Origin of the sequence: Desulfovibrio sp. JY, assembly GCA_021730285.1 — a bacterium.
GTDB lineage: Bacteria > Desulfobacterota > Desulfovibrionia > Desulfovibrionales > Desulfovibrionaceae > Solidesulfovibrio.
The window spans coordinates 3,933,034-3,959,393 of record CP082962.1 but is presented as its reverse complement, the minus strand read 5'-3'; the positions used below and the strand labels follow the sequence as shown (position 1 = coordinate 3,959,393).

General features: G+C 64.6%; 27 protein-coding genes. 6 read left to right on the top strand and 21 right to left on the bottom strand.

Going from position 1 to position 26,360, the window contains the following annotated elements; genetic code table 11:
- Positions 1–41 precede the first annotated feature (41 nt).
- The 14 genes from K9F62_17765 to K9F62_17700 form a co-directional block, all read right to left on the bottom strand.
- Positions 42–1,064, bottom strand: a complete 1,023-nt coding sequence (locus K9F62_17765) for a WD40 repeat domain-containing protein (protein ID UJX40525.1) — start codon at positions 1,062–1,064, stop codon at positions 42–44.
- Positions 1,061–2,044, bottom strand: a complete 984-nt coding sequence (locus K9F62_17760; GenBank protein ID UJX40524.1) for a GTP-binding protein — start codon at positions 2,042–2,044, stop codon at positions 1,061–1,063. The genes K9F62_17765 and K9F62_17760 overlap by 4 nt, the downstream gene beginning before the upstream one ends.
- A 273-nt stretch (positions 2,045–2,317) precedes the next feature.
- Positions 2,318–2,521 (bottom strand): hypothetical protein, encoded by a 204-nt coding sequence (locus K9F62_17755; protein UJX40523.1) that lies wholly within the window; start codon positions 2,519–2,521, stop codon positions 2,318–2,320.
- Positions 2,522–2,766: 245 nt separating this feature from the next.
- On the bottom strand, positions 2,767–3,015 hold the full coding sequence (locus tag K9F62_17750; GenBank protein UJX40522.1) for a hypothetical protein: 249 nt from the start codon (positions 3,013–3,015) through the stop codon (positions 2,767–2,769).
- A 264-nt stretch (positions 3,016–3,279) separates the two neighbouring features.
- Positions 3,280–4,071, bottom strand: a complete 792-nt coding sequence (locus K9F62_17745) for an alpha/beta hydrolase (GenBank protein ID UJX43240.1) — start codon at positions 4,069–4,071, stop codon at positions 3,280–3,282.
- 57 nt (positions 4,072–4,128) lie between these two features.
- Entirely contained in the window at positions 4,129–4,581 is a 453-nt protein-coding gene (locus tag K9F62_17740) for a universal stress protein (protein UJX40521.1), read from the bottom strand.
- An 87-nt stretch (positions 4,582–4,668) separates the two neighbouring features.
- Positions 4,669–5,742: an acyltransferase gene (locus K9F62_17735; GenBank protein UJX40520.1), complete on the bottom strand. Its 1,074-nt coding sequence runs from the start codon at positions 5,740–5,742 to the stop codon at positions 4,669–4,671.
- Positions 5,743–5,798: 56 nt separating this feature from the next.
- Positions 5,799–7,427: a citramalate synthase gene (gene cimA / locus K9F62_17730; GenBank protein UJX40519.1), complete on the bottom strand. Its 1,629-nt coding sequence runs from the start codon at positions 7,425–7,427 to the stop codon at positions 5,799–5,801.
- A 126-nt stretch (positions 7,428–7,553) separates the two neighbouring features.
- Positions 7,554–8,789 (bottom strand): aspartate kinase, encoded by a 1,236-nt coding sequence (locus K9F62_17725; protein UJX40518.1) that lies wholly within the window; start codon positions 8,787–8,789, stop codon positions 7,554–7,556.
- A 55-nt stretch (positions 8,790–8,844) separates the two neighbouring features.
- Complete coding sequence (gene tsaE, locus K9F62_17720) at positions 8,845–9,345, bottom strand: tRNA (adenosine(37)-N6)-threonylcarbamoyltransferase complex ATPase subunit type 1 TsaE (GenBank protein UJX40517.1); 501 nt, start codon at positions 9,343–9,345, stop codon at positions 8,845–8,847.
- A gap of 8 nt (positions 9,346–9,353) precedes the next feature.
- Positions 9,354–9,812 carry a CBS domain-containing protein gene (locus tag K9F62_17715; GenBank protein UJX40516.1) on the bottom strand — a complete coding sequence of 153 codons (459 nt, stop codon included), beginning with the start codon at positions 9,810–9,812 and terminating at the stop codon, positions 9,354–9,356.
- 2 nt (positions 9,813–9,814) lie between these two features.
- The gene (locus tag K9F62_17710) at positions 9,815–11,362 is read right to left on the bottom strand and encodes an NAD(P)H-hydrate dehydratase (protein UJX40515.1); all 1,548 of its coding nucleotides are present in this window, start codon (positions 11,360–11,362) and stop codon (positions 9,815–9,817) included.
- A gap of 159 nt (positions 11,363–11,521) precedes the next feature.
- Positions 11,522–11,980, bottom strand: a complete 459-nt coding sequence (locus tag K9F62_17705) for a holo-[acyl-carrier-protein] synthase (GenBank protein ID UJX40514.1) — start codon at positions 11,978–11,980, stop codon at positions 11,522–11,524.
- 12 nt (positions 11,981–11,992) lie between these two features.
- Complete coding sequence (locus tag K9F62_17700; protein UJX40513.1) at positions 11,993–12,718, bottom strand: pyridoxine 5'-phosphate synthase; 726 nt, start codon at positions 12,716–12,718, stop codon at positions 11,993–11,995.
- A 221-nt stretch (positions 12,719–12,939) separates the two neighbouring features.
- On the opposite strand from K9F62_17700, the gene K9F62_17695 reads away from it, so the two are divergent.
- Positions 12,940–14,280, top strand: coding sequence for a UDP-glucose/GDP-mannose dehydrogenase family protein (locus K9F62_17695; protein ID UJX40512.1), 1,341 nt, complete (start codon positions 12,940–12,942; stop codon positions 14,278–14,280).
- A gap of 270 nt (positions 14,281–14,550) precedes the next feature.
- On the opposite strand, the gene K9F62_17690 is transcribed toward K9F62_17695, so the two are convergent.
- The 5 genes from K9F62_17690 to gltA all read right to left on the bottom strand — a co-directional run bounded on the left by K9F62_17690 (position 14,551) and on the right by gltA (position 19,641).
- Entirely contained in the window at positions 14,551–14,775 is a 225-nt protein-coding gene (locus K9F62_17690; GenBank protein ID UJX40511.1) for a hypothetical protein, read from the bottom strand.
- 188 nt (positions 14,776–14,963) lie between these two features.
- A complete protein-coding gene (locus K9F62_17685) occupies positions 14,964–15,386 on the bottom strand; it encodes a polymer-forming cytoskeletal protein (GenBank protein ID UJX40510.1) in 423 nt (140 codons plus the stop codon).
- A gap of 57 nt (positions 15,387–15,443) precedes the next feature.
- The gene (locus K9F62_17680; GenBank protein UJX40509.1) at positions 15,444–15,719 is read right to left on the bottom strand and encodes a hypothetical protein; all 276 of its coding nucleotides are present in this window, start codon (positions 15,717–15,719) and stop codon (positions 15,444–15,446) included.
- A gap of 71 nt (positions 15,720–15,790) precedes the next feature.
- The gene (locus K9F62_17675) at positions 15,791–18,223 is read right to left on the bottom strand and encodes a mechanosensitive ion channel (protein UJX40508.1); all 2,433 of its coding nucleotides are present in this window, start codon (positions 18,221–18,223) and stop codon (positions 15,791–15,793) included.
- 128 nt (positions 18,224–18,351) lie between these two features.
- Positions 18,352–19,641, bottom strand: coding sequence for a citrate (Si)-synthase (gltA, locus tag K9F62_17670; GenBank protein ID UJX40507.1), 1,290 nt, complete (start codon positions 19,639–19,641; stop codon positions 18,352–18,354).
- Positions 19,642–19,767: 126 nt separating this feature from the next.
- On the opposite strand from gltA, the gene K9F62_17665 reads away from it, so the two are divergent.
- From K9F62_17665 to K9F62_17650, 4 genes are all read left to right on the top strand, one after another.
- A complete protein-coding gene (locus tag K9F62_17665; protein ID UJX40506.1) occupies positions 19,768–20,490 on the top strand; it encodes a (Fe-S)-binding protein in 723 nt (240 codons plus the stop codon).
- The gene (locus tag K9F62_17660; protein ID UJX40505.1) at positions 20,487–21,905 is read left to right on the top strand and encodes a lactate utilization protein; all 1,419 of its coding nucleotides are present in this window, start codon (positions 20,487–20,489) and stop codon (positions 21,903–21,905) included. The genes K9F62_17665 and K9F62_17660 overlap by 4 nt, the downstream gene beginning before the upstream one ends.
- Positions 21,902–22,564, top strand: coding sequence for a lactate utilization protein (locus K9F62_17655; protein UJX40504.1), 663 nt, complete (start codon positions 21,902–21,904; stop codon positions 22,562–22,564). The genes K9F62_17660 and K9F62_17655 overlap by 4 nt, the downstream gene beginning before the upstream one ends.
- Positions 22,565–22,757: 193 nt before the next feature.
- A complete protein-coding gene (locus K9F62_17650) occupies positions 22,758–22,985 on the top strand; it encodes a hypothetical protein (GenBank protein ID UJX40503.1) in 228 nt (75 codons plus the stop codon).
- Between the two features lie 162 nt (positions 22,986–23,147).
- Here K9F62_17650 and K9F62_17645 read toward each other — a convergent pair whose 3' ends face one another.
- The gene (locus K9F62_17645) at positions 23,148–24,587 is read right to left on the bottom strand and encodes a DUF853 domain-containing protein (GenBank protein UJX40502.1); all 1,440 of its coding nucleotides are present in this window, start codon (positions 24,585–24,587) and stop codon (positions 23,148–23,150) included.
- 118 nt (positions 24,588–24,705) lie between these two features.
- On the opposite strand from K9F62_17645, the gene K9F62_17640 reads away from it, so the two are divergent.
- Positions 24,706–25,179, top strand: coding sequence for a hypothetical protein (locus K9F62_17640; GenBank protein ID UJX40501.1), 474 nt, complete (start codon positions 24,706–24,708; stop codon positions 25,177–25,179).
- Positions 25,180–25,191: 12 nt separating this feature from the next.
- On the opposite strand, the gene K9F62_17635 is transcribed toward K9F62_17640, so the two are convergent.
- Positions 25,192–26,241 (bottom strand): polysaccharide deacetylase family protein, encoded by a 1,050-nt coding sequence (locus K9F62_17635; GenBank protein UJX40500.1) that lies wholly within the window; start codon positions 26,239–26,241, stop codon positions 25,192–25,194.
- Between the last annotated feature and the right edge of the window lie 119 nt (positions 26,242–26,360).

Genomic DNA, 26,360 nt, shown 5'->3' with positions numbered 1-26,360 from the left:
GGGTTTCCCCTCTCGCATCTTTTCTTCCCATCCCCCGCCGTCTACCCCGCCATATCCATATAGAACGCCGCGCCGTCGTCGCCGCCGCCGACGAGTCGCCGGCCGTCGGGCGACCAGGCGAGGCAGGTGACCCGGCGGTTGGAGATGGCGAAAAGAGGGGCAGCGGCCTTGCGCTCGGGGCTGCCGAGAAACACCACGCCGCCGTCGAAACCGCCGGCCACCAGCGGCAGCGCGGGATGCACGGCCAGGCTCCCCAGGAGCCCGTGCTCGAAGGCCCCGAACACGGTGGCTTCCCGGTCCGCCGGGGAAGCGGCCGCATCCACCGGCCAGGCGACGAAGGCCTGCTCGCCGCCGGTCCACAGCAGATCGCCTTCCAGGGAAAATTCCAGACAGCGCACCTTGGCCGGATAGCCTTCCAGCAGGTACCCCGCCGCCCGGTCCAGGTCGTAGACGCGCACGCTCTTGTCCTGGGTGGCGCAGGCCATCTTGGCCCCGTCCCTGGAAAAGACCACGACCAGATTCGAACCCGGGCCGTCAAAGGTGTTGCCCGGGCAGTCCGGACGGGGCGGGGCGTAGACCGTGACGCCGCCGTAGTGGGTCGCGGCCAGGGTCCGGCCGTCGGGGCTGACGGCCAGCCCCCCGATGGCGCTTGGCAGCGGCGACAGCTGGGTCGGGGCCAGGGTGTCGGGAGCAAAGAGCACGACCTGTTTGCCGCAGGCGGCAGCCAGGACGCGTCCATCGCGGCTGGCGGCCACGTGTTCGATCCACTGCCCGGGAAAGGCGGCCAGTTCCCGCGTCCGGCCGGACACGTCGATCAGGGCGACCCGGCCGTCATCGCCGCCGGTCATAAACCCCAGAGGCGTTGCGGCCAGACACGCCGTCGCGCCGGAATGGGCCGCGACAAAGGCTGTCTCGCCCGTGGCCACGGCGGCAAGGGCCAACCGTCCGTCGCCCAGGGCGAAGGCGGCCACGGACCCGTCGGGGCTGACGGCGCAAGCCGCGACATAGGCCCCGAAATCGGTCCGTTGCAGTCCCGGCAGTTCGGCATCGGGCGCAAAGCTCATGCCGCGCCCCCTTTGGCCGCGCTGGCGGCCAGCCCCTTTTCCACCAGATCCCGGTCGAGCCCCCGGCCGATGAACACGGCCTTGCTCGTGTGCGCCTCCTCATCCTTCCAGGGCGCGCCCCAGGCGGTCTCCAGGTACATGTGCACCCCCTGGAAAATGAAACGCTGGCTGGTGCCGGCCACATCCATGATGCCCTTGCAGCGGTAGATGTCCTGGCCGTGCTCCCGCAGCAGGTCGGCCAGGAAGGTTCCGAGCTTTTCGGGGTCGAGCGGGGTGTCAAGGGTGAAGCTCATGCTCTGAATGCCGTGGTCGTGCTCGTGGGTATGGACATGCCCGGGCGCGGCGGCCAGGGCCGGATTGCCGAAAAGCATGCGGCCGATATCGAAGGCCTTGCGGTCGAGAAGCTTGGCGATGGGTAGGTCGCAGCGCACGGCGGCCACGATCTCGGCCGTGTCGTTAAGCCGCCGCACCGTGGCCTCGATGTCCTTGATGGCCGCGTCGTCGATTAGGTCGGCCTTGTTGCAGATGACGAGGTCGGCATAGACGACCTGTTCCAGGGCCTGCCTGTTCTCGGCCACATGGCGCGGAAAATGGACCGCGTCCACGACGGTGGTCACGGAGTCGAGGGTGAAGGCATCCCGGGTGTCCTCGTCCATGGCGAAGGTCTGGATGATGGCGGCGGGATCGGCCAGGCCGGTAGTTTCCAAAAGCACGGCGTCGAAGGCCCCCCGGCGTCTGGCCAACCCGGAGAGCACCCGGATCAGGTCGCCGCGCACCGAGCAGCAGATGCAGCCGTTGTTCATGAGGTAGATCTCCTCGTCGGAGGAGACGACCAGCTCGTTGTCGATGCCGATTTCACCGAATTCGTTGACGATGACCGCGAAATGGCGACCGTGGTTTTCGGAAAGCACCCGGTTGAGCAGGGTGGTTTTGCCGGCGCCGAGAAAGCCGGTCAGGACCGTGACGGGTATGGAACGCATAAGCTGCCCCCTCGTTGCGATAGGGTCCCGGGGGTAGCACCAAAGCGGCGATTTGAAAAGAAAGCGGATGTGGGGGGAGGAGAAGAGGAGAAGAGGGTGTGAGAGGGGAAACCCTTTATAAAGGGTTCTCCCCTCTCGCGCTCTCCCCTTCCTAAATTTTATTTCTTTGGGATCGTTACAGCAAAGAGCATCTTGTTGGGTGATGAGCACCAAGGAAGCGCGCAGGACCTTGGCTAAGACAAGGTTTCCGCGGCCTCCTTGGTGAAAGGGGCGCTAGTGCTGTTGATACGCCTCTTCGAAGTCGATGAGTTCCCTGCCCCGGGCAACGGCGTTTTCCTCGGTCTTGCCGGCCGCGCCCATATGGGAAAGCAGGTGTCCCGTCTCGTCCCGGACGTCGATGGCAAAGGCGGAACAGTAGTTGCTCTCTGGGGTGAGTTCGATGGAATACCCCTTATAGATGTGCTTGAGTTGTTGCATGAAGTCCTCCTTTCTCTGCGACTCCCTCGTTGACCTGATAAGTATGTTCCCGGGTTTGGCAACCGGCCTGTCGCCTTCGGTTGGTCAGGAAGGAAGTTGGGATGACAAATTTGGAAAAAAGAACGCCGCCCCGTGGAGAGATGGGGCGGCGTGTGGTCCGCGTCGGGAGAGGGGGGGCCGGCGTGGACCAAATTGGGCAAGCTTCGCGTCCGGCATGCGTTACCGGTCGCGACGCGGCGTGTTTTTTATTCTTCGACCTTGCCGACGGTGCTCACGCAGCAGATCTTGTCCCAGGCGTAGTAGGTGTTGCGGGTTTCCTCGCCCAGCTTCTCGGTGATGCGCACGAATTCATCGCCGAGAAAAAGCGTGGCGGCTTCGAACAACTTGCCTTCGTTGATCTGGAGTTTCACGCCCTTACGCAGTTTGCGCGAAAGGGTGCCGTGAACCGGGGATGAGGCGTATTCGAACACTTTTTCCAGGGTTTGCTTCTGCACGAGGTCTCTCCTTTTTGACAAAAAAGCTAAAATTCAACTCGGCTACCACTTAACGCTTCTGGAGCAAAAAGCAACGACAAAAAAAAGGAAGGAATAAATAGTATTGTAACTATATGTTAATATTTACCATTTTATGGATGACTGTCGGGGCTCCGTTGCAGGGGCCCGGTCGGCTTGCCGGGCGCTGGCATGCGACGGTCGGGAAGTGTATCGAACAATTCTGTAAAGCGATGCCGTGCCAGGACAGGCGGCGGCTGGGAAGGCCTAGGTGGACGCGGCCTTGGCGCCGATGGCCACGGACAGGGCCTCGAAAAAAGGCTCGCGGGCCTGCCGTTCCCGCCAGGGCGTGTGTCCGCAACGGGGCAGCACGACCAGACGAAACCCGGCCAGACCGGACAGGGGCTCGGCCACGCCGGCCACGGGGTGGGGGTCATGGTCGCCATGGATGGCGGTTATGGGACAGGAAAGCGACAAGGCGACGCGCAGCAGCTCGCCGCTTTGGCGCAGGGCCGCCGCCTGGGGCCAGACGCTGGCGTTGATGTCGGCCGTGAAGACGCAAGGCGGGGCGGGGAGTGCATCTTCCCCGGCTGGTAGGGGATCATAGGCGTCGCTTCGCTCGAGCAGGCTGCCCAGGCGGGCCAGGGCTGCCTCGTCCATCGCGGAGCCTGAGGTGAAAAACGCCAGCATTTCCTGGCGCTGCGACGGTTCCAGGCGGCCGAGCCGTGTTTCCATGATGGCGGGGGCATAGCGGGCCAAAAACGGGCCGCTGCCGACGAGGATGAGCTTTTTGACCAGACCGGGATAGCGCCCAGCCACGAGCACGCCGAGCCAAGCCCCCCAGGAATGGCCGATCAGCGTGACCGGGCCGTCCGCCTCCTGTTCCAGGCAGGCGGCCAGCTCGTCGATTTGCCCGGTAACGGAATCGGCGGTCTGGAGCGGCTCAAGCACGCCTTCATGGCGGGAGAGCCATTTGGCCACCGGGCCCGCCTCACCGGTCGCGCCAGGTCCGCCATGCAACACGGCCAGGCGATACGGCGGCGGGCCGTAGCGACGCAGCCGCGTCCTGGGGCCATCATTTAACACGTGATGGCCCCGGGGAGGTGCGGCATCCGGCTAGTCTCCCTTGCCCTCGGGCCGCATGGACAGGACGGGTATCTTGGCCGTCTTGATGACTTTTTCCGCCACCGAGCCAAAAAGGATCTTGTCGAGGCCCTTGCGGCCGTGGGTGCCGAGCACGATAATGTCGGCGCCCACTTCCTCGGCCACGGCAACGATTTCCTCGGCCGCATAGCCCGAGACCACCCGCGACTCGACCGGGACGCCCTGGAAGTATTCCTTGACGAAGGAATTCATGGTGTCCGTGGCGCCGCTGACGATGCCGGTGACGAAGTCGTCGATGTAGCTGGCCTGGACGTGGAACTCCACATACTGGGTCAGGGACGGGGCCACGTACAGGGCCACGATCTTGGCCCCGCAGGCTTCGGCCAGGCTCTTGGCGTATTCGGCCACCTTGGGGCTGACCTCGGAAAAATCCAGTGCGCAGACGATTGTCTTGATCTGGACCATGGCGGACTCCTCGTGGTTGCGGTTTTTTCGCGCAATCAATCTACCACAGGGAGTACGAAAGCGGAAGAAGCTTTTTATGGCGGCCTGTTAGCGGCGACGCAGCACCCGCTCCTGGCGCAGCCGCTCAAGGGGTGTGGTCACCAGCCGGTTGAGCGCCAGGCAAAAGACGATGGTGGCCGCCAAGGCGACCAGCGGCAGGTTTCGTCTGCCGTAGAAATACTCGATCAGCATGACGACCGTCCAATGGGAGATGTACATGGGGTAGGACAGCTCACCAAGGGCCCGGTCGAACCGCATCTTTTTGGTCAGCAAAAAGAGGAACGGGATGGAAAGCGCCGTGGTGGCGTAGAGGTAGTATTCCTTGCCCAGTGTTCCGGGCAGAAACTGGTAGCCGAGGATGGCCGCCACATAGAGGCCGCTGACCGTCCACAGGATTTGGCGGGCGATGGGCACGGGCTTCAGCGCCGCGTACAGGCGATAGGACAGGATACCGAGCAGGAAAAAGCCGCATTCGACCGGGAAAAAGCGTTGCTTCCAGGGGTCGAAAGGCAGTTTGTCCAGGTAGACCAGGGATCGCAGTCCAAAACTCAGGCCGATGATGGTGGCCAAAAACAGGTTGGAGCGCCGCACCAGCCAGGGGGCCAGCAGGTAGAACAGCAGTTCCAGCGAGATGGTCCATGTCTGGGGCGTGAGCAGGAAAAACCAGCCCGGTGTGGCCCGGTACAGGGCGTCCCAGGTGAAGGCGAGCGTTCCCGAAGCGTGGTTGAGGTTGGTGAAAAAGAGCAGATCCTGACCGACGATGGTGATGTTGGCCGTCACCAGCGCGGCCACTGTCGTGGGCGAGAGATCGTGCAGCCAGGTCCGCCACGGCCCGATGAGCAGGGACGTGTGCAGGAACGTGGCGAAAAAAAGCGACACGCCAAGGGAGAAGGCGAGCACCACCCAGTACGGTGGGAAAAGCCGCAACCAGCGGTTCCCGTAAAAGAGGCGGTAGCGCCCCGGTCCCGTGTATTTCTCCGACAGGATAAGCGCCATATAAAAGCCGGAGATGATGAAGAATATCTTGATGGCCATGTAGGCGTCGGTAAAGACCAAGCCGTACAGGGGGCCGGTGTGGTTGATCACCACAGTCGCGGCCAGAAGAAATCGCACCAGACCCATGTCGTTCGCCCGTCTTCCCACCTGTCGCCCGCCCCATCACCGGAGCGGGATGCGGGCTATCCCTTCAGGGCTTTGGTGAGTTTTTCTTTGTCGTCGCTGAAAAGCTTGTAGTTGATGCCGTCTTCCATCGCCTGGAAGCTGGCCTCGATGACGTTGTGGGAAACACCCACCGTCACCCACCGCTTTGTCGCGTCACCCGATTCCACCAGCACCCGCACGTGGGATGCCGTGCCGCAGCCGCCCCGGCCGCACTCCGCGTCCTCCACGGTCCCGGACAGTACCCGGACCTTGAAGTCGAGCAGGCGCATTTCGGCCAGACGCGGATAAAAACCGCGCAGGGCCTTGCGGATGGCCTTGTCCAGGGCGTTTATGGGACCCCGGCCGGTGGAGGCTGTGTGTTTGACCTTGCCCCCGACCTTGATCATCACCGTGGCCTCGGTCAATGGCTCAACGCTCTCATAGGCGTTGTCATCGAGCACGCGGTAACGGGTGACGGTAAAATAACTGCGGGCCCGGCCGAGCACGCGGTTTAAAAGCAGCTCGTAGGAGGCCTCGGCCGCCGTGTATTCGTAGCCGAGCGCCTCGCGCTCCTTGATGGTGGTCAAGAGTTCCAGCACGAAGGGGTCGTTCTTATCCAGCTCGAAGCCGAATTCCCGGGCCTTGTAGAGGATGTTGCTCTGGCCCGAGAGGTCCGAGAGCAGTACCCGCCGGGCGTTGCCCACGGTTTCGGGCGTGACGTGCTCGTAGGTGCGCGGGTTTTTGACCACGGCCGAAACATGCACCCCGCCCTTGTGGGCAAAGGCCCCGTCGCCCACGTAGGGCTGGTTGGAGGGCGGCTGCTGGTTGACCATCTCGGAGACGAAGTGGGCCGTTGGCGTCAGCAACTCGAGCTTGCCCTCGGGCAGGCATTCGATGCCGCATTTGAGCGCCAGGGACGGGATGATCGTGCACAGGTTGGCGTTGCCGCAGCGCTCGCCGTAGCCGTTGATCGTGCCCTGGACCTGCACCGCGCCCAGTTCCACGGCTTCGAGGGTATTGGCCACGGCCAGCCCCGCGTCGTTGTGGGCGTGCACCCCGAAGCGGGCTTCGGGCAGGGCGGCCGTCACGGCGCTCATGATGGCGCGAAATTCCACGGGCAGGGTGCCGCCGTTGGTGTCGCAAAGGACCAGCACGTCGGCGCCGGCTTCCTGGGCGCGGCGCAGCACGGTCAGGGCATAGTCGGGATTGGCCTTGTAGCCGTCGAAAAAGTGCTCGGCGTCGAAAAAGACTTCCCGGAAGTGCTGGCGCAGGAAGGCCAGGGAATCGCTGACCAGCTCCAGGTTGCGGGGCAGGGTGGTGCCGAGCGCCTCGGTGACGTGGATGTCCCAGCTTTTGCCGAAAATGGTGACCACCGGCGCGCCGGAATCGACGAGCGCCTTGAGGTTGGGGTCGGTCGCGGCCGTGGCGCGGTGGTTGTGGGTGCTGCCGAAGGCCGCGATGCTGGCGTATTTCAGGTCGTAATTCTGGATCTCCTGAAAAAAGCGCTTGTCCGTGGGGTTGGATCCGGGCCAACCGCCTTCGATATAGGACAGGCCCAGATCGTCGAGCTTGAGCGCGATGCGCAGCTTGTCCTCGGTGGTGAGGTTTATGTCTTCGGCCTGGGTGCCGTCGCGCAGGGTCGTATCGTAGCAAAGCACGCGTCGCATGGGATATTCCTGATTGCCGCCGGAGCCTTCGGCCCAAGGGCCATGCGGCGAATTCCGGCGGGGGATTGCCCTCGCGGCCGTCGCCATGGACAACGGCCGCAAGGCGTTATGAGCGGGCCGCGTCGTCTAGACGCAGGCCACGGCCGGGCCTTCGCCCAGCCCGAAGGCGTCGTGCAGGGTGCGCACGGCCAGCTCGAGGTATTTTTCCTCGATCAGACAGGTGATCTTGATCTCCGAGGTGGCGATCATGAGGATGTTGATGTTTTCCTTTTTGAGCAAGGTGAACATCGTGGAGGCGACCCCGGAATGGCTGCGCATGCCGACGCCGATGACCGACACCTTGCACACGTGGATATCGTGCTGGATCTCGTCGGCGCTGATTTCGGGGCGCAGATGGTCGAGGATGGACAGGGTCTTGTCGAGGTTGGCCCGGGAGATGGTGAAGGTCATGTCCGTGTGGCCGTCGCGCCCGGTGTTTTGGATGATCATGTCCACCAGGATGCCGGCCTCGGCGATGGGGGCGAAGATGGCGGCCGCAACCCCGGGGGTGTCTTTGACGTTGCGCACCGTGATGCGGCACTGGTCCTTGTCGTAGGCGATGCCCGAAACCAGGACGTCTTCCATTTCCGTATCCTCCGAAGTGACCAGCGTGCCGGGATCGTCGGTGAATGTCGAGCGCACCCGGACCGGGACATTGAATTTCTTGGCCAGTTCCACCGAGCGGATCTGCAGGACCTTGGCCCCCTGGCTCGAGAATTCCAGCATCTCGTCATAGGAGATGCGGTCGAGCTTGCGGGCGGCCGAGCACAGGTTGGGGTCGGTGGTGAAGACGCCGTTGACGTCGGTGTAGATCTCGCAGACATCGGCCTCGAGCGCCGCGGCCAGGGCCACGCCCGTGGTGTCCGAGCCGCCCCGGCCGAGCGTGGTGACGCGGCCGTGGCAGTCCACGCCCTGGAAACCCGCCACCACCAGCACGTCATAGTCCTCGAGCAGGGAACGCAGGTGGGGGGCGTCGATCTCCATGATCCGGGCCCGGGTGAAGTTCGAATTGGTGGTGATGGGGATCTGGTGGCCCAGCAGCGAGCGGACGCGAAGTCCGGCGTCCTTGGCCAGCATGGTGAAAAGGGCGACCGAGGCCTGCTCGCCGGTGGTGACCAGCACGTCGAGTTCGGCCGGATCGGGGTCGGCGGAAAATTCCCTGGCCTGGGCCAGCAGCTTGTTGGTCTCGCCGGACATGGCCGAAAGGGCCACCACCAGCTTGTAGCCAAGGGCGTGGGCCTTTTGTATCCGGGCCAGGACCAGGCGCATGCGCTCCAGGCCCTTGACCGACGTTCCGCCGTATTTTTGTACGATAATCCGCATGGTTGCCTCCAAGGTCCCGGGAGCGTCTCACTGCTCCCGTCCCGGCGTCGCGCCGTTACATGGCCAAGGACCGGGCCAAGGCGATCAAGGCCGCCCGGCCGCGCTCTCCGGCGGCCGTGATCCGGCATCGCCGTCCAGCTTGGGCCGGGAGCCAGTCGATTTCCAGGCGGTCGGCGGGAAGGGCCGCCCGGGCGAGATATTCGGCCCACTCCACGACCACCAGGGCATCCTGGTCCGCGGCTGCCTCCAGATGCTCCTCCACGCAGGGATCGCCGCCGGCAATCCGGTACAGGTCCACGTGGAACGTCTCGGGGTTCGTGGGGTAGACGTTGACGATGTTGAAGCTCGGACTGGCCACTTCCGCCGCGTCGCCGCCCGGAAGGGCGGTCACCATTCCCCGGACGAGCGTGGTTTTGCCCGAACCGAGTCCGCCGCGCAAGAGCAAAGCCGTCCGTGTCGCCGGATCGGAGGCGATAACGGCCAGTTTACGGCCCAGGGACAGGGTCGCCTCCGTATCGGGCAGGGACAGGAGCAGCTGCCGGGAACCAGCGTCCATCGCCGGGACTATTTCTTGTCCACCAGCGTGCCGAGAACATCGCTCATGCCGATAATGCCGACCACCTTGCCCTGCCCATCCGTCACCGGAATGGTGTGGTAGCCCTTGTCGGTCATAAGCGACGCCACCTCGTCGATGTCGGTGTCCGGCGAAACGGTGGCCGGATTACGGGACATGGCGTGGACGGCGGTCAGGGCCGACATCTTTTCCACTTCCCGGTCGAGGTCCTTCATGGACCCCAGCGGAATGAAGCCGTCGAGGAGCGAAAAGACCGAGGGCAGCGACAGTTTTTTCTGCTGGGCGACAAGGTCGGACTGGCAGAGAATGCCGGTCAGCTTGCCGTTGGCATTGAGGACCGGCATGCCATTGAATCCCTTGTCGAAGAGAAGCTTGGCCGCAGCGCTTATTTCCGTGTCTTCGGTAATGGTGACGACAGTGGTGGTCATCACGTCCTTGGCTTTGAGCATGGTCACTCCATGAGGGCTCGGGGCAGCATATCGGCAATTTCCGAGGCCAGATTGCCCCGTCTGGGGTACAAGGCGGCAAGGCGCGCGCCGGCAAGGCCATGCCAATACACCGCAAGGCAGGCGGCAAGCAAGGGGGAAAGCGGCGTACAGGCGACAGCCCCGGCAAGCCCTGAAAGCACGTCGCCCGAACCGCCCACGGCCAGATTCGGTGCGACCACCGGGCTTACGGCCGCCCGGCCGTCCGGCGCGGCCACGATAGTCGCCGGCCCCTTGAGCACGGCCACGCAGCCATAGGTCGCGGCCAGGGCGCGGGCGGCTTCCAGCCGGTCGGCCAGGGCGGCGGCGATGTCCGAGCCGAGCAGTCTGGCCGCCTCGCCGGGATGGGGCGTGATGATGGTGTCCGGCCCGATTTTCCCCTTCAGTTCCGGATCGTTGGCCAGAAAAAACAGGGCGTCGGCGTCGAGGATCAGCCGGCAGGGCAGCGGCAAAAGTTCGCGCAGAAAGCCCCCGGTGTCCGGATGGCGGCCAAGGCCCGGCCCCAGGGCTACCGCGCCGGCCGTGGCGACGAAATCGCGTATCGTCCCGGCATCGGCTGGGCCGAAATGGTCGCCCGCGCCCACGGGCAGGGTCATGACGTCGGGATGCCCGGCCTTGAGCGCGATTTCCACCGCGCCCGGACAGGCTACGCTGACCAGCCCCGCCCCGGCCCGAAGCGCGCCGAGTCCGGCCAAAAGCGGCGCGCCGGTCAGCCCCCGGCTGCCGCCGACAACGACCACCCGGCCGGCCGAGCCCTTGTGCAGCAGCGGATCAGGCGCCGGCAGGGCGCTTGCGAGCCGTGGCGTCATGCGCCAGGACCGGCACGGGTGGTCGTTCCTGACGCGGCGGGGAATGCCGATCTGGCGCACCAAGAGTTTGCCCACGTAGGGCGCGGCCTGGGGTACGACCAGCCCGGTTTTGGCCGCCTCGAAGGTCACCGTGGCGTCGGCGGTCACGGCCACGGGCGAGGCCGCTCCGGTCGCCCCGGAAAGCCCGGACGGAATGTCCAGGGCGAAGATGTACGACCGGCCGGCCAGCCGGTTGACCGCCTCCACCACCTTGCGCATTTCCTGCCGGAGTTCTCCAGAAAAACCGGTGCCGAGCAGGCCGTCGACAACGATGTCCGGCCCGTTCCCACCCGAAAGATCGGCCTTGGCCAGGGGGATCATGGGCAGGCCGAGCCTGGCCGCAAGCCGGGCATTGAACCCGGCCGCACCTTTGTAGCGCCCGCGCGGTCGGGCCAGGGCGATGGTCACCCGCGCTCCCAGGCCGTCCAGATGGCGCGCCAGGGCCACGGCGTCGCCGCCGTTGTTGCCCGGGCCGGCCAACAAGAGCACCGTCTTGCCGCACACATCCCCGACTTCACCGACCAGCGCATGCATGGCCTCGCGGCTGGCGTTTTCCATCAGCGCCAGAAACGACATGCCGCACTCGGCAACGCTGGCGGCATCCCAACCGGCAATCTCCTGCGGCGTCGGCAATGGATCAAAATAGCGTTCATCGAGTATTGGCATTGTGGTGTGCCTCCGGCGGCCGGGGGGAACCTTTTTTAAAAAAAAGGTTCCCCCCGGACCCCCCTCCAAAAAACTTTCAAAGGTTTCGTATGGAAGGTGCTCTCGGTTTCCTTTTTTCCGGTAGGAGCTTTCCTTGGCGGCTGCCGCCAAGGAAAGCTCCTACCGGCGGGAAGGGGGGACCGGGGGGCCCATGGCCCCCCGGCGGTGGGGTCCAGGGGAGGGAGAGCCTCCCCTGGCCGCCGGAGGCTCTCCCTCCATTACCACGACAGCGGCGGCGGTGGCGCGTTCGTGGGTGATGCTGACGTGCCAGATGGTCGCACCGAGTGTTTGGGCGCGGGCCAAGGCGGGGCCGGCCAGGGTCAGGGTCGGGCGTCCCAGGGCATCGGGGAGGATTTGCAGGTGTTGAAAGCCGATTCCCTGGGAAAAGCCGGTGCCGAGCGCCTTGACGGCCGCTTCCTTGGCTGCGAACAGTCCGGCCGCCCTGGCCACGGGACGCGGCGGCAGGGCGGCCTGTTCGGCCGGGGTGAGGATGCGGGCCAGGAACCGCTCGCCGAACCGGTCGAGCGCAGATTCGATGCGGGCCAGCTCCACCAGGTCGATGCCGAGGCCGAGGATCACGGCCGTGCTCCGTCAGTCGGGAAAACCGGCGACGATGGCCGCCATGGTGGAGACGGCCTCGGTGATGCCGGTCATGATGGCCCGGGCGATGATGCTGTGGCCGATGGAATATTCGCTGATGCCGCTTGTGTCTTTAAAGGCATATATATTGTCGTAGTCGAGGCCGTGCCCGAGATTGACGCCGAGTCCGGCCCGGCGGGCCAGGGGAATGGCGGCCAGCAGCCGGTCGAGTTCGGCTTGCCGGGTTTCCCGCGTCGCGGCGTCGGAGTAGGCCCCGGTGTGCAGTTCGACATAGGCCGCGCCCACGGCGATGGACGCCTCGATCTGGTGCGGGTCGGGATCGATGAAAAGGCTGGTGGGGATGCCGGCGTCGGCCAGTTCGGCCACGAAGGCGGCCAGTTCCTTTTTCCGGCCGGCCACGCCGAGACCGCCCTCGGTGGTCAGTTCCCGGCGCTTTTCCGGCACCAGGCAGACCATGTCGGGCTTGAGCTCAAGGGCGATGCCGCGCATCTCGTCGGTTGCGGCCATCTCCAGGTGCAGGCGGGTCTTTATGGTCTGGCGCAGCAGGCGCACGTCCCGATCCTGGATATGGCGGCGGTCCTCGCGCAAGTGGACGATGATGGCTCTCGCGCCGGCGAGTTCGGCCATGGCGGCTGCGGCGACGGGATCGGGGCTCTGGCCCAGGCGCGCCTGACGCACGGTGGCCACATGGTCGACATTGACCGCGAGCAGAGGCATGACAGACTCCTTTTTTACTGTTGCTTGGACGGTAAGCCTTTTACATTTGCGAGGCAACCGGCCATGGCTGGCGTGGGATTGTTGACAAACGTCCGACCAATCCGTAAGTGCGAACCACTTTCTTCGAAAACGGGGTCTGGCCGCGAGCCGGCACAAGACGCCCCATCCTCGGCGGCCCTTTCCCGTCGCCGGGGAAAAACCCTAACAACGAGTATACAGGTATGAATCTTTGTATTGTAGGCACCGGTTACGTCGGCTTGGTGAGCGCCGCCTGTTTCGCCGAAATGGGCAACGACGTCTGCTGCGTGGACATCAACCCCACCATTGTCGAAAACCTGCGCCAGGGCAAAATTCACATCTATGAGCCCGGTCTTGACGAGTTGGTCAAGCGCAATGTGGCCGAGGGCCGCCTGCGTTTCACCACCAAAGTCTCCGAGGGCATGGAGAATGCCCTGTTCGTGTTCATCACCGTGGGCACGCCCCCCCGCGAGGACGGCTCGTGTGATCTGTCCTATGTCTACCAGGTGGCCCGGGATATCGGCGCCAGCATGACCGACTACAAGATCGTGGTGGACAAATCCACGGTCCCGGTCGGCACGGCCGACGAAGTGCGCAAGTTCATCGGCGAGGAACTCAAAAAGCGTGGTGAGGCCATCGAGTTCGACGTGGTCTCCAACCCCGAATTCCTCAAGGAAGGCGACGCCATCAACGACTTTTTCAAGCCCGACCGGGTGGTCGTGGGCACGGACAACGTGCGTACGGGCGAACTGTTGAAGGCCCTGTACGCCCCCTATGCCCGCAGCCGCGAAAAAGTCATCGTCATGAACGTGCGTTCGGCCGAGATGACCAAGTACGCCGCCAACTGCATGCTGGCCACCAAGATTTCCTTCATCAACGAAGTGGCCAATATCTGCGAGCAGGTCGGGGCCGATGTGCGCGAAGTGCGCATGGGCATCGGTTCGGACCACCGCATCGGCTACCAGTTCATCTACCCGGGCATGGGCTACGGCGGTTCCTGTTTCCCCAAGGACGTCAAAGCGCTGATCGACACCGCCCGCCAGTACAAGTTCGAGCCCCAGCTGCTGGCTTCCGTCGACGAGGTCAACAAGCGCCAGAAGCATACCCTGACCAAGAAGATTGAGTCCTACTTCGAGCCCCAGGGCGGGCTCAAGGGCAAGACCCTGGCGTTGTGGGGCCTGGCGTTCAAGGCCAACACCGACGACGTGCGCGAGGCCTCGGCCTTCGAGCTCATCAAGGACGTCACGGCCAAGGGCATGAAGGTCGTTGCCTTCGACCCGGTCGCCGGCCCGAATACCCGCGAGCATTTCAAGGGGAACAACCTGCTGACCGTGGTCGACGAGCAGTACGCCGCCCTGGAAGGGGCCGACTGCCTGGCCGTGGTCACGGAGTGGAACCAGTTCCGCAATCCGGATTTCGGCCGCATCAAGAAGATGCTGAAGGTGCCGCTGGTTTTTGACGGCCGCAACCTGTACTCGCCGCAGCTTCTGGCCGACCTCGGCATGGTGTACTTCTGCATCGGCCGTCCGGCGCCGAAGATCTAACGATCGATCGACCGACAGGTCTTAAAAAAGGGCGGGAAACCGCCCTTTTTTATTGTTCGGCCCAAGGGAAGGGAGTCACCCGGCCTGTGGCGAAAATAGCGTGATGCCCGGACGGGGCCGGGCAAGTGAAATGGCTGGCGTGGCGTACGGGCGCTTCGGCACGGCGGCGGGGCAGGCAACGCACCAGCCAGGGCGCGGGTCGTGTCTTTCTCCGAGAGGCGTTGGGAAGGCGTCCGGCGGGGCGTCAGGATGCGGGGGGAGGGGAGAGGCTTACCGATTCCCTTCGAGGGTGCGGCGGCAGGAGCGCAGCATGAGTTCCTGGAGGATCACCCGTTCGTATTCCATGGAGTTTTCGGCTTCGGGGTTTTCCTCTTCCACGAGCATGCGCTCAAGATATTGGGTCTCCTCCCAAAAATCGAGCAGTTCGTCATCACCGAGATTTTTTATCTGATCCACCAGGGGGAACTGGTCGCTATCCGGAAAAAATTGGCCCATGCGGGGTCGACTCCTTAAGTGCGGGGACGCTTGGCGGCGTGACCGCCGTGTAAACGGCGACGCCTGTTTTGGCAACCCTCGTTTCCAGTGGTTTTTAGGGTGTCCTGCCAAATCCGCCACGGTATTATTGCCTGCGGGAAATTCCGACCGGGCGTTTCCTGGCCGGTTGCGACCGTCCTGGTTGCGGCTTACGGGGCCTCGTTCCCCGCGGTCAGTGCCTGCGGTGGGGCTTCGCCCTCGTCAAGGGCGGCGTTTTCAGGGGCGTCCATGCGCACGAACCCGTTGATGGTCGCGCCTTCCTCGATGATCACGGCCGGAGCCAGCAGGTTGCCGCACAGACTCGAGCGGTTAAAGAGGGTGGCGCGACTGGCGGCCTCCACGTCGCCGACGATGTGGCCGCTCGAGACCAGTTCGGCCACCTGGATGCGGCCTTCGACATAGCCTTGTTCGCCGAGCACCAGCGTGCCGTCGGAGATGATGTCGCCGATGACGCCGCCGTCGATGCGCACGACGCCCTGGAAGTTGAACTGGCCATGGTATTGGGTGCCCGCGCCAAGAAAGGCGGAAATGGCCTCCTGGCGGGGCATTTTTTTGCGGGTGCGTCCGAACATGAAAGAGATCCTTGCTTGCCCGCGCCGCCCGGGGCGTGGGGTGATCCGATGCCGCGCCTACTGGTGGGCCTGGTTGTGGATTTCCATGTTGAGCTGAATCAGGCGCGCGTTGATCTGCTGGATGCGGTCGATGTTGTCTCCGTAGTTATCCACCAGGGTGCGTTTTTCCTCTTCCAACTGGTAGCGTTCCACTTCCTGGGGGCTGGCGCCGGGGCCGGGCTGCGGATTGGCAAGCTGCGGCATGGCGGGCGGCGTGGCCTTCTTGTCGCAGCCGGCGCCAAGGGGCAACACGGTGGCAAGCAGGCAGCAACAGGCAATGACGCGGCGTTTCATATTCTTCTCCCACTGGGCAGGATAGCAAAGCCTGCGGCGGCTGTCCCGTGAAAAAAGGCGCTTCGGCGCCGTCAGGCGTCCCCGGGCGGCGTTTTGTCGGGAAGAGGGGCCGGTTCCCGGATGATGCGCACGTCGCACTGGGGAAAGGGGATTTCGATGGCGCCTTCACGGAAACGCCGGTCGATGCTGAAGCGGATGTCCGACTCGGTATCCATGCCGTAGGCGACGTTGTCGACCCAGACCATGAGCAGGAAATTGAGCGAACTGTCGCCGAAGGACGAAAACTGCACGCTGGGGCTGGGGTTTTGCAGCACATGGGGATGGGCCCGCGCCACATCGAGCAGGATGTCGCGGACCTTTCCCGTATCGGAGCCGTAAGCCACGCCCACGGTGATGTCCCGGCGCATGGTGGCGTCGCGGTGGGTCCAGTTGATGAGCTTGCCGGAGATGAGGTCGGAATTGGGCACGAACAGCGTGGCGTTCTGGAAGGTCTTGACCACGGTGTTGCGGATATTGACCTTGCTGACCTTGCCCCAGGTCGTATCGATCTGGATGATGTCCCCGGCCTGGATGGAGCGCCCGAAGAGCAGGATCAGGCCGGCGATGAAGTTGTTGACGATGTTTTGCAGGCCGAAGCCGATGCCGACGGAAAGGCCGCCGGCGACCACCGCCAGGCTGGTGAAGGAAAAGCCGAGCAGGAACAGGGAGAGCATGGCGTAAAACCCCCACAGCAGATAGGTGGAGGTGGTGTCGAGCACGTCGCGCACGCCCGGGTCGACCCCGGGTTGGAGCCGCGGCAGGTCGTGGATGAAGGACTTGACCACGTAGACCGTGGAGCGGGTCACGAAAAAGCCGGTGAGGACCAGCGCCAGCCCGCCGACGGTCAGGTGGAGGTCGCCGATTTTGACGGCAAAGGACACGGTGGCGGCAAAGACTTCCTGACCGCCGAGTTCCGTGGAGAACCAGTAGAGGACGAGGAAGAACAGGGACAGGAAAATCAGCGGGAACCCGAGGCCGGACACCACGGCCCGGGTGACGATGGGCGCGCCTTCGCGGGCGGCCTTGTCCTGCCACTTGGCTACCAGCCGCGACAATCCCGCGCCGGTTTCGATGGCGGCCAAAAAGAGGAACCACCCGGCCAAGGCCAGAACCGCCAGGTGCTGCCAGCCTATGGCGGTCATGAGGCACAGCAGGATGTACAGGGCCGGGGTGAAGCCGCCGGCCAGGCGCGAAGGCCCGGTGCGGGCGGCGGGCTTTTTGCGCGCGATCGTGAAAAAGACCAGCAGCAGAACCATCCACACCACGGTCATGAGCACGTCCGGCAAGGCGCCGATCTGGAGCAGCAGGCCCAGGGAGAAAAGCAGCCACAGCCGGCGCAGATGCACGGCCGGTTTGGCCTTGCCCGTCGGCGAGGTGAGCCGGGCGAGCATTTCGGCAAAGGCGACCAACGCGGCGGCCAGGAATATCTCGGCCAGGGCATTGAGAAATTCGTGGAGCAGCATGGGCGCGTCCCCGGCCACCCAGCTGAAAAGCCAGCCCAGGCCGACCAGCAGCCAGATGCGGCGCGTCTGTTTGAGCTCCTTGAAATCCGGGTAGCGGCGGCGCAGTCGCAAGGCGGCCATGAAGTCGGCCAGCCCCAGGATGAAAAAGCCGATGGCGATACGGACCAGAGCGGCCAGGGTGCGCGCGGAATCCGCGCCCCCGATCAGGGACTGGATCATGGACATGTTGGAGCGCAGCCACAGTTGGATGCTGGCAAAGGTGTCGGACCAAGCGGCCAGGGACGAGACCTCGCCCACGGGCGTGAAGTAATATTGCTGCCAGGCCTTGGGGAGTCTGGCTTTGAGGGTCTTCTCGTTTTGCGCCAGCCCATCGAGAAAATCCTTGGCCGGACCGAGCTGTTTTTCCAGGGCCGAGCGAACCTTGGCCAGACTTGCCCGCACCCCTTTGATGTAGTTGAGGTAATAGGTGATGGCGTCGGTCAGGGCCTGATCCTGGCCGTCGGCAAGATGTTTGCTGAACTCTTCCTTGAGGGAATCGAGGCGGTCGGCGATCTTGTCGATCTCGTCACGGCTGTTGGCAAAGGGGTCGATGAGGGCCTGGGCGTTTTGGCGCAAACGGCTCATGTCGCTGAGCACGGCCCGCATTTCCCAGGGGTTGCCGCCGGAAATGGAGATGATGAGGTTCAGCGCGTCGAGCTTGCTTTGCAGATCGGACAGGGCGGTCCTGAAGTGACGCACGTTTTTCGGTAAAAGTCCCTCGAGGGATTTGAACCGCACCGCCTGCTGGACCAGGGCGTCCTGGTGGATGGACAGCAGCACCTGCCAATCCTTGGGCGAAGCGTCCTCGGCGTCGTCCTTGTCGGGTTTGTCGGCCGGCTGCTTGGCTCCGTTGGCCGGGGCCGCCAGGGCGCTTGGGACAAAAGGATCGGTCGGGATGCGGGGCAGGGCCAGGCCGAGCCAAACCACCACGAAGACGATGCACAGTCGGAGCATACGGGGCATGGAAGAATCCTGTCGGGAACCGTTCGGAAAGGTCAGCGGCGTTTTCAAAAGCAAAAGTTTCGGCAGGCGCGAGCGCGCGAGAGGGAGAATCCGTTTCCCGGGGTCCCCCTCTCGCGGCCTTCTCGTGTCTACCGTTTCTCCATGGAGGTATAGGAGTGGCGTTTGCGGCCGGTGTAAATCTGGCGCGGCCGTTGGATGCGCTGGTCGGGCGAATGGGTTTCTTCCTTCCAGTGGGCGATCCAGCCCGGCATGTTCCCTATGGCCGTGATGACCGGGTACATGTTGGGCGGAAAGTTGAGGGCTCGAAGCAGCAGGCTCGAATAGAAATTGGTGTTGGGGAGCAGGTGGCGCGAGGCGAAGTATTCGTCCCCGCTGGCCCGTTCCTCTATTTCCTGGGCAATGTCGTGGAAGGCGTCGCGCTTGGCGTAGCCGGTGGCGATGAGTTTTTCGTAAGTCGCCTTGATGATGCGGGCCCGGGGGTCCTCGACGTGAAAGACCCGCTGGCCGAAGCCCATGAGCCGGCCGTAGCGGGACTTGGCCGCTTCGAAGATGCGGGAAACCGTGGTGCGTCCGGCCACCACGTCCTCGAACATGCGGATGGCGGCCGAGCTGGCGCCGCCGTGGTGGCGGCCCCACAGGGCGCAGATGCCGGCGGAGACCGAGGCGAACAGGTTGGCCTGGCTCGATCCCACCATGCGCACCGTGGCGCAGGAGGTGTCGAGGGCCTGGTCGGCGTGGCACATCATGAAGATGCTTAAGGCCCGCACGATGGGGTCCGGGGCTTCGTAGACCCAAAACGGCACGGAAAACATCATGTGCAGGAAGTTGCGACAGTAATCCAGGTTCGGATTGGGATAGTTGAGCGGCATCCCCTGGGATTTGCGGAAGCTGAAGGCGGCTATCGTGCGCACCTTGCTCATGATCTTGGCCGCGGCCAGGCGAAAGTCGTCCTGGGAGCTGATGTCGTAAAGCTCCGGATAATAGCTGCCCATGGCGTTGATCATGGCGGACAAAATGGCCATGGGGTGGCCGTTTGGCGGAAAGCCGTCCAGGTGGCTGAGCAGATCCTCGTGCAACAACTCCTGGTCGCGCAACATGATGCGAAACGCCTCGCGTTCCGCACTGGTCGGCAGTTCGCCGAACATGACCAGCATGGCGGTTTCCACGAACGTGGACTTCCGGGTCAGTTCCTCGAGGTCGTACCCGCGGTAGAGCACCACGCCTTTTTCCCCGTCGATGTGGGTGATGGCGCTTTTGCACACGGCCGTGTTGGCGTAGCCGGGGTCCAGGGTGATCCAGCCCGTCTGGGCACGCAGCTTGCGCACGTCCAGCGCTTTTTCCACGTGGTCGCCATTTATCACGGGCAGGGAGACGCTTTTGCCGTCGTACGTCAAGGTGGCGGTGTCGGGTGCTGTCATTGAACTTCCTTTTGCGAAATGGCCAAATGATAGCCGCCGTGCCGGCCAGTGTAAAGCACGCCTCCCCGCCGCTCTTGACCCGTATCGCAACCGGCGTAATTTGGCGGCCCCCCAAGGAGGATTTTTGTGAAAGCCTTTCTCTTCATTCCCTGCCTGGTCGAGCATGTGCTGCCCCGGGTGGGTGAGGCCACGGCCATGGTCCTTTCCCGGGCCGGGGTGGCGCCTGAACTCCCCGCCGGCCAGACCTGCTGCGGCCAGTTCGCCTACAAACGGGGCCGTCCGGATTTGACCCGGCCCCTGGCCAGGCGGTTTGTGGAAATTTTCGAGGACGCCCCGGTCATCGTCAGCCCGTCGGCCTCGTGCACGGCCATGGTGCGCAAGTACCCCACGCTTTTCGAAGCGGGTGATCCCTGGCGCGACCGCGCGGCGCGCGTGGCAGCCAGGACCTTCGAACTCGGTGAGTTTCTGGTGGACAAGCTCGGGTGCCCGGACCTCGGTTCGCGCTACGTCGCACGGGCGACCCTGCACGCCTCCTGCCAGACCACCCGGGCGCTTGGCGTCGGGGACGCCACCGAAATGCTCCTTGCCGCCGTGGAGGGGCTCACGCTTTTGCCGCTTGCCCATCCCGAGCGCTGCTGCGGCTTCGGCGGGGCGTTCAGCGTGGACTACCCGGAAGTGAGTCAGGCCATCCTGGCCAAAAAGATCGACGACATCATCGCCACCGGAGCCGAGGCGGTCATCACGGCCGAACCGAGCTGTCTGCTCAATATCAGCTCCGCCCTGGCCAAGCGCGCAGTCCCGGTCAAGGCGCTGCATCTGGCCGAAGTGCTGGCGGGAGGGGAGTTATGAGCGCGTGCCGACACAATTTCGGCAAGGCTTCGGCCGCCGCTCTGGCCGACGGCGAAAGCCGGGCCATTTTGGACAAGGCCATTTTGCAAATCCACGCCCTGCGGCAGCGTTCGGTTGACGCCATGCCCGATTTCACCGATCGCCGGGCCCGGGCCGTGGCCGTGCGCCAGGCGACGCTCGACCGCCTGCCCGACCTGCTCGAGACCCTGGAAGCGAGCGTCACCGCCGCCGGCGGCATCGTCCATTTCGCCGAGGACGCGTCCCAGGCGTCGCGCCTTATTACCGACCTTTTGACCGCGCGCGGCGTGCGTCTGGCTGTCAAGAGCAAGTCCATGGTCAGCGAGGAGATCGGGCTCAACGAGGCCCTGGCCGCGGCCGGCATCGAGGCCGTGGAGACCGACCTCGGCGAGTACATCATCCAGCTTATGGGCCAGAAACCTTCCCACATCCTGGCCCCGGCCCTGCACGTGTCCAAGGAGCAGGTCTCGGCGCTTTTCGCCGAAAAATTCGGCCGCACCAGCACCGACATCCCGGAGATGACGCGCATCGCCCGCGACAGCCTGCGGGCCAAGTTCCTGGCCGCCGACGCCGGCATCACCGGGGCCAATATCGTTGTGGCCGAAACCGGCACGGTGATGGTGCTGGAAAACGAGGGCAATATCCGGCTCACCGGCTCCTGTCCGCCCATCCACGTGGCGCTGATGACCCTGGAAAAAGTCGTCGGCTCCCTGGCCGAGGCGGCCGCCGTGCTCGACATCCTGCCCCCGTCCGCGACCGGCCAGACCCTGCCCGTGCACTTGTCCCTTTTCACCGGCGCGCGCCGCGACGGCGAACGCGACGGGCCCAGGGAAATGCACCTGGTCATCCTGGACAACGGCCGCTCCGAACTGCTGGCCGATCCGATCCTGCGCCCGATCCTCAAGTGCATCCGTTGCGGGGCCTGCCTCAACGTCTGCCCGGTCTACCAGAGCGTGGGCGGCCATGCCTACGGCTCGGTCTACCCCGGTCCCATGGGCTCGATCCTGTCCTCGGTGCTCAAGGACGCGGCGGGCGATGCGCGCCAGCCCTTTGCCTGCACCCACTGCGGGGCCTGCGCCGAGGCCTGCCCGGCCGGCATCGACCATCCGGTGCTGCTCCAGGAGTTGCGCCGCCGACAGGCCGAGCAAGGCACCGACACGGCAACCAAAAGCTATGCCGCCCTGGCCCGCCATCCCCTGCTTTTCGGCGCGGCGGCGGCCTGGGCCCGGACCGTCGACCCCAGGCTCGACCGCGTCGCGGCCATGGCCCCGGACGGGCCGGTGGGCAAGTTTTTGCGCGGCCGGAAATTCCCGGGCCTGTCAAAGCCTTTTTCCAGGCGCTTCAAGGCGATGGCCAAACGCCTGTCCCGGGCGCAGGCCAAGGGAGGTCGGTCATGAACGAAACGCAAACCAGAACCGCCATCCTTTCCCGGCTGCGGGCCGGCCAGCCCAAGGGCTTGCCGCGCGCCAGGCGTCCCCTCTCGCTGCGCCGCCAGTGTCTGGATGCCGTCGATTTCGAAACCTTCGCCGCCGCCCTGACCGCCCTTGGCCCGACCTTCGAGCTGGCCAGAACGCCGGATGCGGCCAAGGCCGCCCTGGCCGCCGTGGTCGCCAAAAACGGGGTTAAAACCGCCGTGCGCTGGGACCACCCCGACCTCGACGCCGTGGATGCGGCCGCCACCCTGGCCGGTGCCGGCGTGGCCGTGCTGGCTCCCGAAGACCTGCCGGAGCGCGTCTGTCCGTCGCTCGCCGCCGTGGATATGGGCATTACCAGCGTCGCCTATGCCGTGTGCGCCACGGGGAGCCTGATCCTCGCCGCCGGCAAGGGCCGGGAGCGGGCAACGCCCTTGGTGCCGCGCCTGCACGTGGCGCTGCTCCCGGCCTCAAAGCTCGTGCCCGACCTGCCGGCCGTGTTCGAGGGGCTGGCCAAAGGCCCCATGCCGAGCGCCGTCAACTGCGTCTCCGGCGTCTCCAGCACCGGGGACATCGAATTCGTCTACGTGCGCGGCGTCCATGGCCCGCTGGCCGTCCACGTCATCGGTTTGGAGTGGTTGTAGCGGTATGATGCCAGGGGCGCTGCCCCTGGACCCTGCCAGAAGGGGCGCTGCCCCTTCTGGACATCCCTGCCGGGGGGGATAATCCCCCCCGGTCCCCCTTTAGTGGGGGTGGGGTTACATACGGGAACGAGTGGTTATTTATAGGGGAGGCAGGTTGGTATAACCTGTTGACTCTTGAACCAGGAGGCCCTGTATGTGGATCTGGGTGGCACGCTGGCTCAAGCGGTCCGGCCAGGAAGAGGATATTCGGCGGGCCGCCGGTCAGGTGCGCAAGCACTGGGAGGATGTCTGCCTGGACGTCGGTTTAGATCCGGCCAAGAACGTGACCATGGCCGAAAGCGACGTCGAAATACGGGTGGGCATCAGCGAAGCCCTCGACACGAACTTCCGGGAAGAACCCGGCACGTGGCGTTACTACTAATGGCATAACCCCTTTCCCACAGCTCCTTCCCGAAAAGGGGCGATCCTTCGTACGATGCCCCACATCGTAAAAAGGTTTAGGAAAGGGAGAGCGCGAGAGGGGAGAACCCTTTGCAAAAGGGTTTCCCCTCTCGCATATTCCCTCTTCCTCCTCCTCCTCCTTCTACCTCTTCCCCCCAAATAACGCGCCGAGGATGCCTCGGGCGATTTGGCGGCCGATCTGGCTGCCGATGGAGCGCACGGCGCTTTGGGCCATGGAGCCGATGAGTTTTTCCACCGGCGAGGCCTGGGGCCGGGAGGGCTTGGTTTCTTCCTCGCGGCGCTGCGCCCTGGCCTGGAGCATTTCGAAGGCGGATTCCCGGTCCACCAGCTGTTCGTAATGTCCGTAGAGCGTCGAGCCCCGCACGATTTCCTGGCGTTCCGCGTCGGCAAGGGGAGTAAGGCGGCTGCGCGGCGGCACGATAAGCGCCCGTTCCACCATTTCCGGCTGCCCCTTTTCATCGAGAAAGGACACCAGGGCCTCGCCCACGCCGAGTTCGGTGATGGCCTGGGCCGCGTCGAAGGCGGGATTTTGGCGAAAGGTGTCGGCCGCCGCGTTGACGGCCTTTTTTTCGCGCGGGGTGAAGGCCCGAAGGGCGTGCTGCACCCGGTTGCCGAGCTGGGCCAGCACCGTGTCCGGCAGGTCCAGGGGCGACTGGGTGACGAAGTAGACCCCGACGCCCTTGGAGCGGATGAGCCGCACGGTCAGCTCGATTTTTTCCACCAGGGCCTTGGGCGCGTCGTCGAAGAGCAGGTGGGCCTCGTCGAAGAAAAAGACCAGCTTGGGCTTTACCGGGTCGCCAACCTCGGGCAGGCGCTCGAAAAGCTCCGAGAGCAGCCACAGGAGCATGGTGGCGTAGACCTTGGGCGCGCCGAGCAGGCGCTGGGCATTTAAGATATTGACCACACCCCGGCCCGAGGCGTCGGTCTGGAGCAGGTCATCGAGGTCCAGGGCCGGCTCGCCGAAAAACGTGTCGCCGCCTTGCCCCTCCAGGGCGAGCAGGGCCCGTTGGATGGCCCCGACGCTGGCCGTGGACACGTTGCCGTAGCGGGTGCGCAGTTCGGCCGCGTTTTCGGCTACGTATGTCGCCATGCTCCGCAGGTCCTTGAGGTCGAGCAGCAGAAGCCCCGAATCGTCGGCCACGCGGAAGATGATCTCCATGACCCCTGATTGGGTATCGTTTAGCCCGAGCAGCCGCGAGAGCAGCAGCGGCCCCATTTCCGAAATCGTGGTCCGAAGCGGATGGCCGGTCTGGCCGAACACGTCCCAAAAAACAACCGGATAGCCGGCCGGCGGGTCGGTGAGGCCGAGTTTCTTGGCCCGGGCCGTTATTTTGGGGTTGTCGCCGCCCGGCACGGCCAGGCCTGACAAATCGCCTTTGACGTCGGCCAGAAAGACCGGCACGCCGCGTTCGGAAAACGCTTCGGCCAGGACCCGCAGGCTGACGGTCTTGCCCGTGCCGGTGGCTCCGGCCACCAGCCCGTGCCGGTTGGCCATGGACAGTGAAAGCGCGGCGTCCTTTTTCCCCCTGGCCACGAGGATCGGGGCGGTCTCTGTTGTCATGGGCAATCCTTTTGCTTAAAAATAGAAGGGCAAGACGTATGCGGCGGTTGCCCATCCTCTTATCGTAACAGCCGGCTTCGCGCCAAGTGCCGGCCACACCTTAGCCCCGGAGGTCCCCATGTCCCGTGTCCGCATCCTGGTGATTCTGCTCGTGCTCGGCTTAATCTGCACCGCCCTTCCGGCCCTGGCCAAGGAGCACAAGGAGAAAAAGGAAAACGCCGCGCCCGACATCACCGGCGTGTGGAAAGGCACGTCCGACAGCGTGGCCATGGGCAAGCTCGGCCATGCCGATGCCGTGCACACGCCGCAGTTTCTGCATGTCGACTGGACGCTCACCATCGACAAGCAGGATGGCCGGGCCTTTTACGGCACCAAGGCTTCGGCCCGGGCCAAGGAAATCGTGGTCGGCGTCATCGATGGCGCTTCGAAGTTGTCCATGGCCGACGACGACGGCATCTATATCGGCAAGCTGACCGGCAAAAATACCATGATCATCACCTACGTCGAAGGGACCAAGGAGTCCAAGGTCGCTTCCATCACCCACTACCGGCGGGAAACGGCCGATAAGGACAAGGAAGAGCCCAAGAAATAGGCTTATGGGTCCTTACTGACCGGGCTTTTCGGGTCGCGGCTGTGGTCGCGGCCCTTTTTTATGGCGGGGATGGGTGGTGCCGTCGCCGAAGATGCGGTCGTATTGCGCCGTGTCGCCGGGATGGAAGTCGTAGCAATCCGAGGCGATAAGCGGCTGTCCGGAAGCAAGCAGTTCGCTGACCGTGACGAACCGGTAGCCGCGTTTGCGCAGTTCCTCCAAAAGACGCGGCAGGGCCTCCCCGGTGCCGTGGCCATTGCCGTTGGCGTGGCCGATAATGATGTCGCCGGGACGCACCCGGTCGAGCACGATCTTGATGATGCGCTCCGGCGTGGAGTGCGGGTCCGGGTCGCCGGTGGTCAGGCTCCACTGGATGGCGGCAAGGCCCATGGACGCGACCAGGGACAAGGCCTCGGGCCGGCAGCGGCCGTAGGGAAAGCGCAGCAGCGTCGGCACGGCCGGAATCGTGGCGATTGCCGCTGCGGCGACGCCCTTTTCCCGGGCCATATGGGCGATTTTTTCCCGCAACAGGGTGTATTCGGCCTGGGTCCAGGCGATTTGCCGGCGCATTTCGGCCGTGTCGAGTTGGCCGAAATTGCCGTGGGTCCAGGTGTGGCTGCCGATCTCGAAGAGCGGATCGGTCATAAGCTGCATGGCCCGCGTCGGGTGGGAGCGCATCCATTTGCCACCGGCGAAAAAGGTGGCCTTCGCCCCGGCGGCGCGAAGGGCGTCCAGCACCGCGCCGTCATAGCCGGATTTCTGGTCGGCCAGCTCGCACAGGTCGAAGGTCAGGGCGACGAGCTTCTCGCCATGGGTGTTCACCCGGCGGATGGAGCCGGCCAGGGCCTCGGGCAGCGCCGGGAGCGCCGGAAACGTGGTGGCCTCGGGCGGTGAGCGGTCGGGCGGACCGAGCCGGCCCGATGTGCGCTCTCCCGGCTGGGCGGCCAGGGCCTGCGGGGACCACAGGGCGTCGAAGACGGCGGCGGAACCCTCGGCCCGGGCTGTGGCCACGCCAAGGGCGAAGACCAGGCAGCAGGCGAGCAGGAACACGTGGATGGAACGCATGGGAGGCCTCCGGCAAAGGGGATGGGGAGCACCATGGCACCGGGCCGAAGCGGTGGCAAGACGGCGGGAAGGCTGCCGGCCGGCGGCACGATCCCGGAGACTTGGGAACACGGGACTGC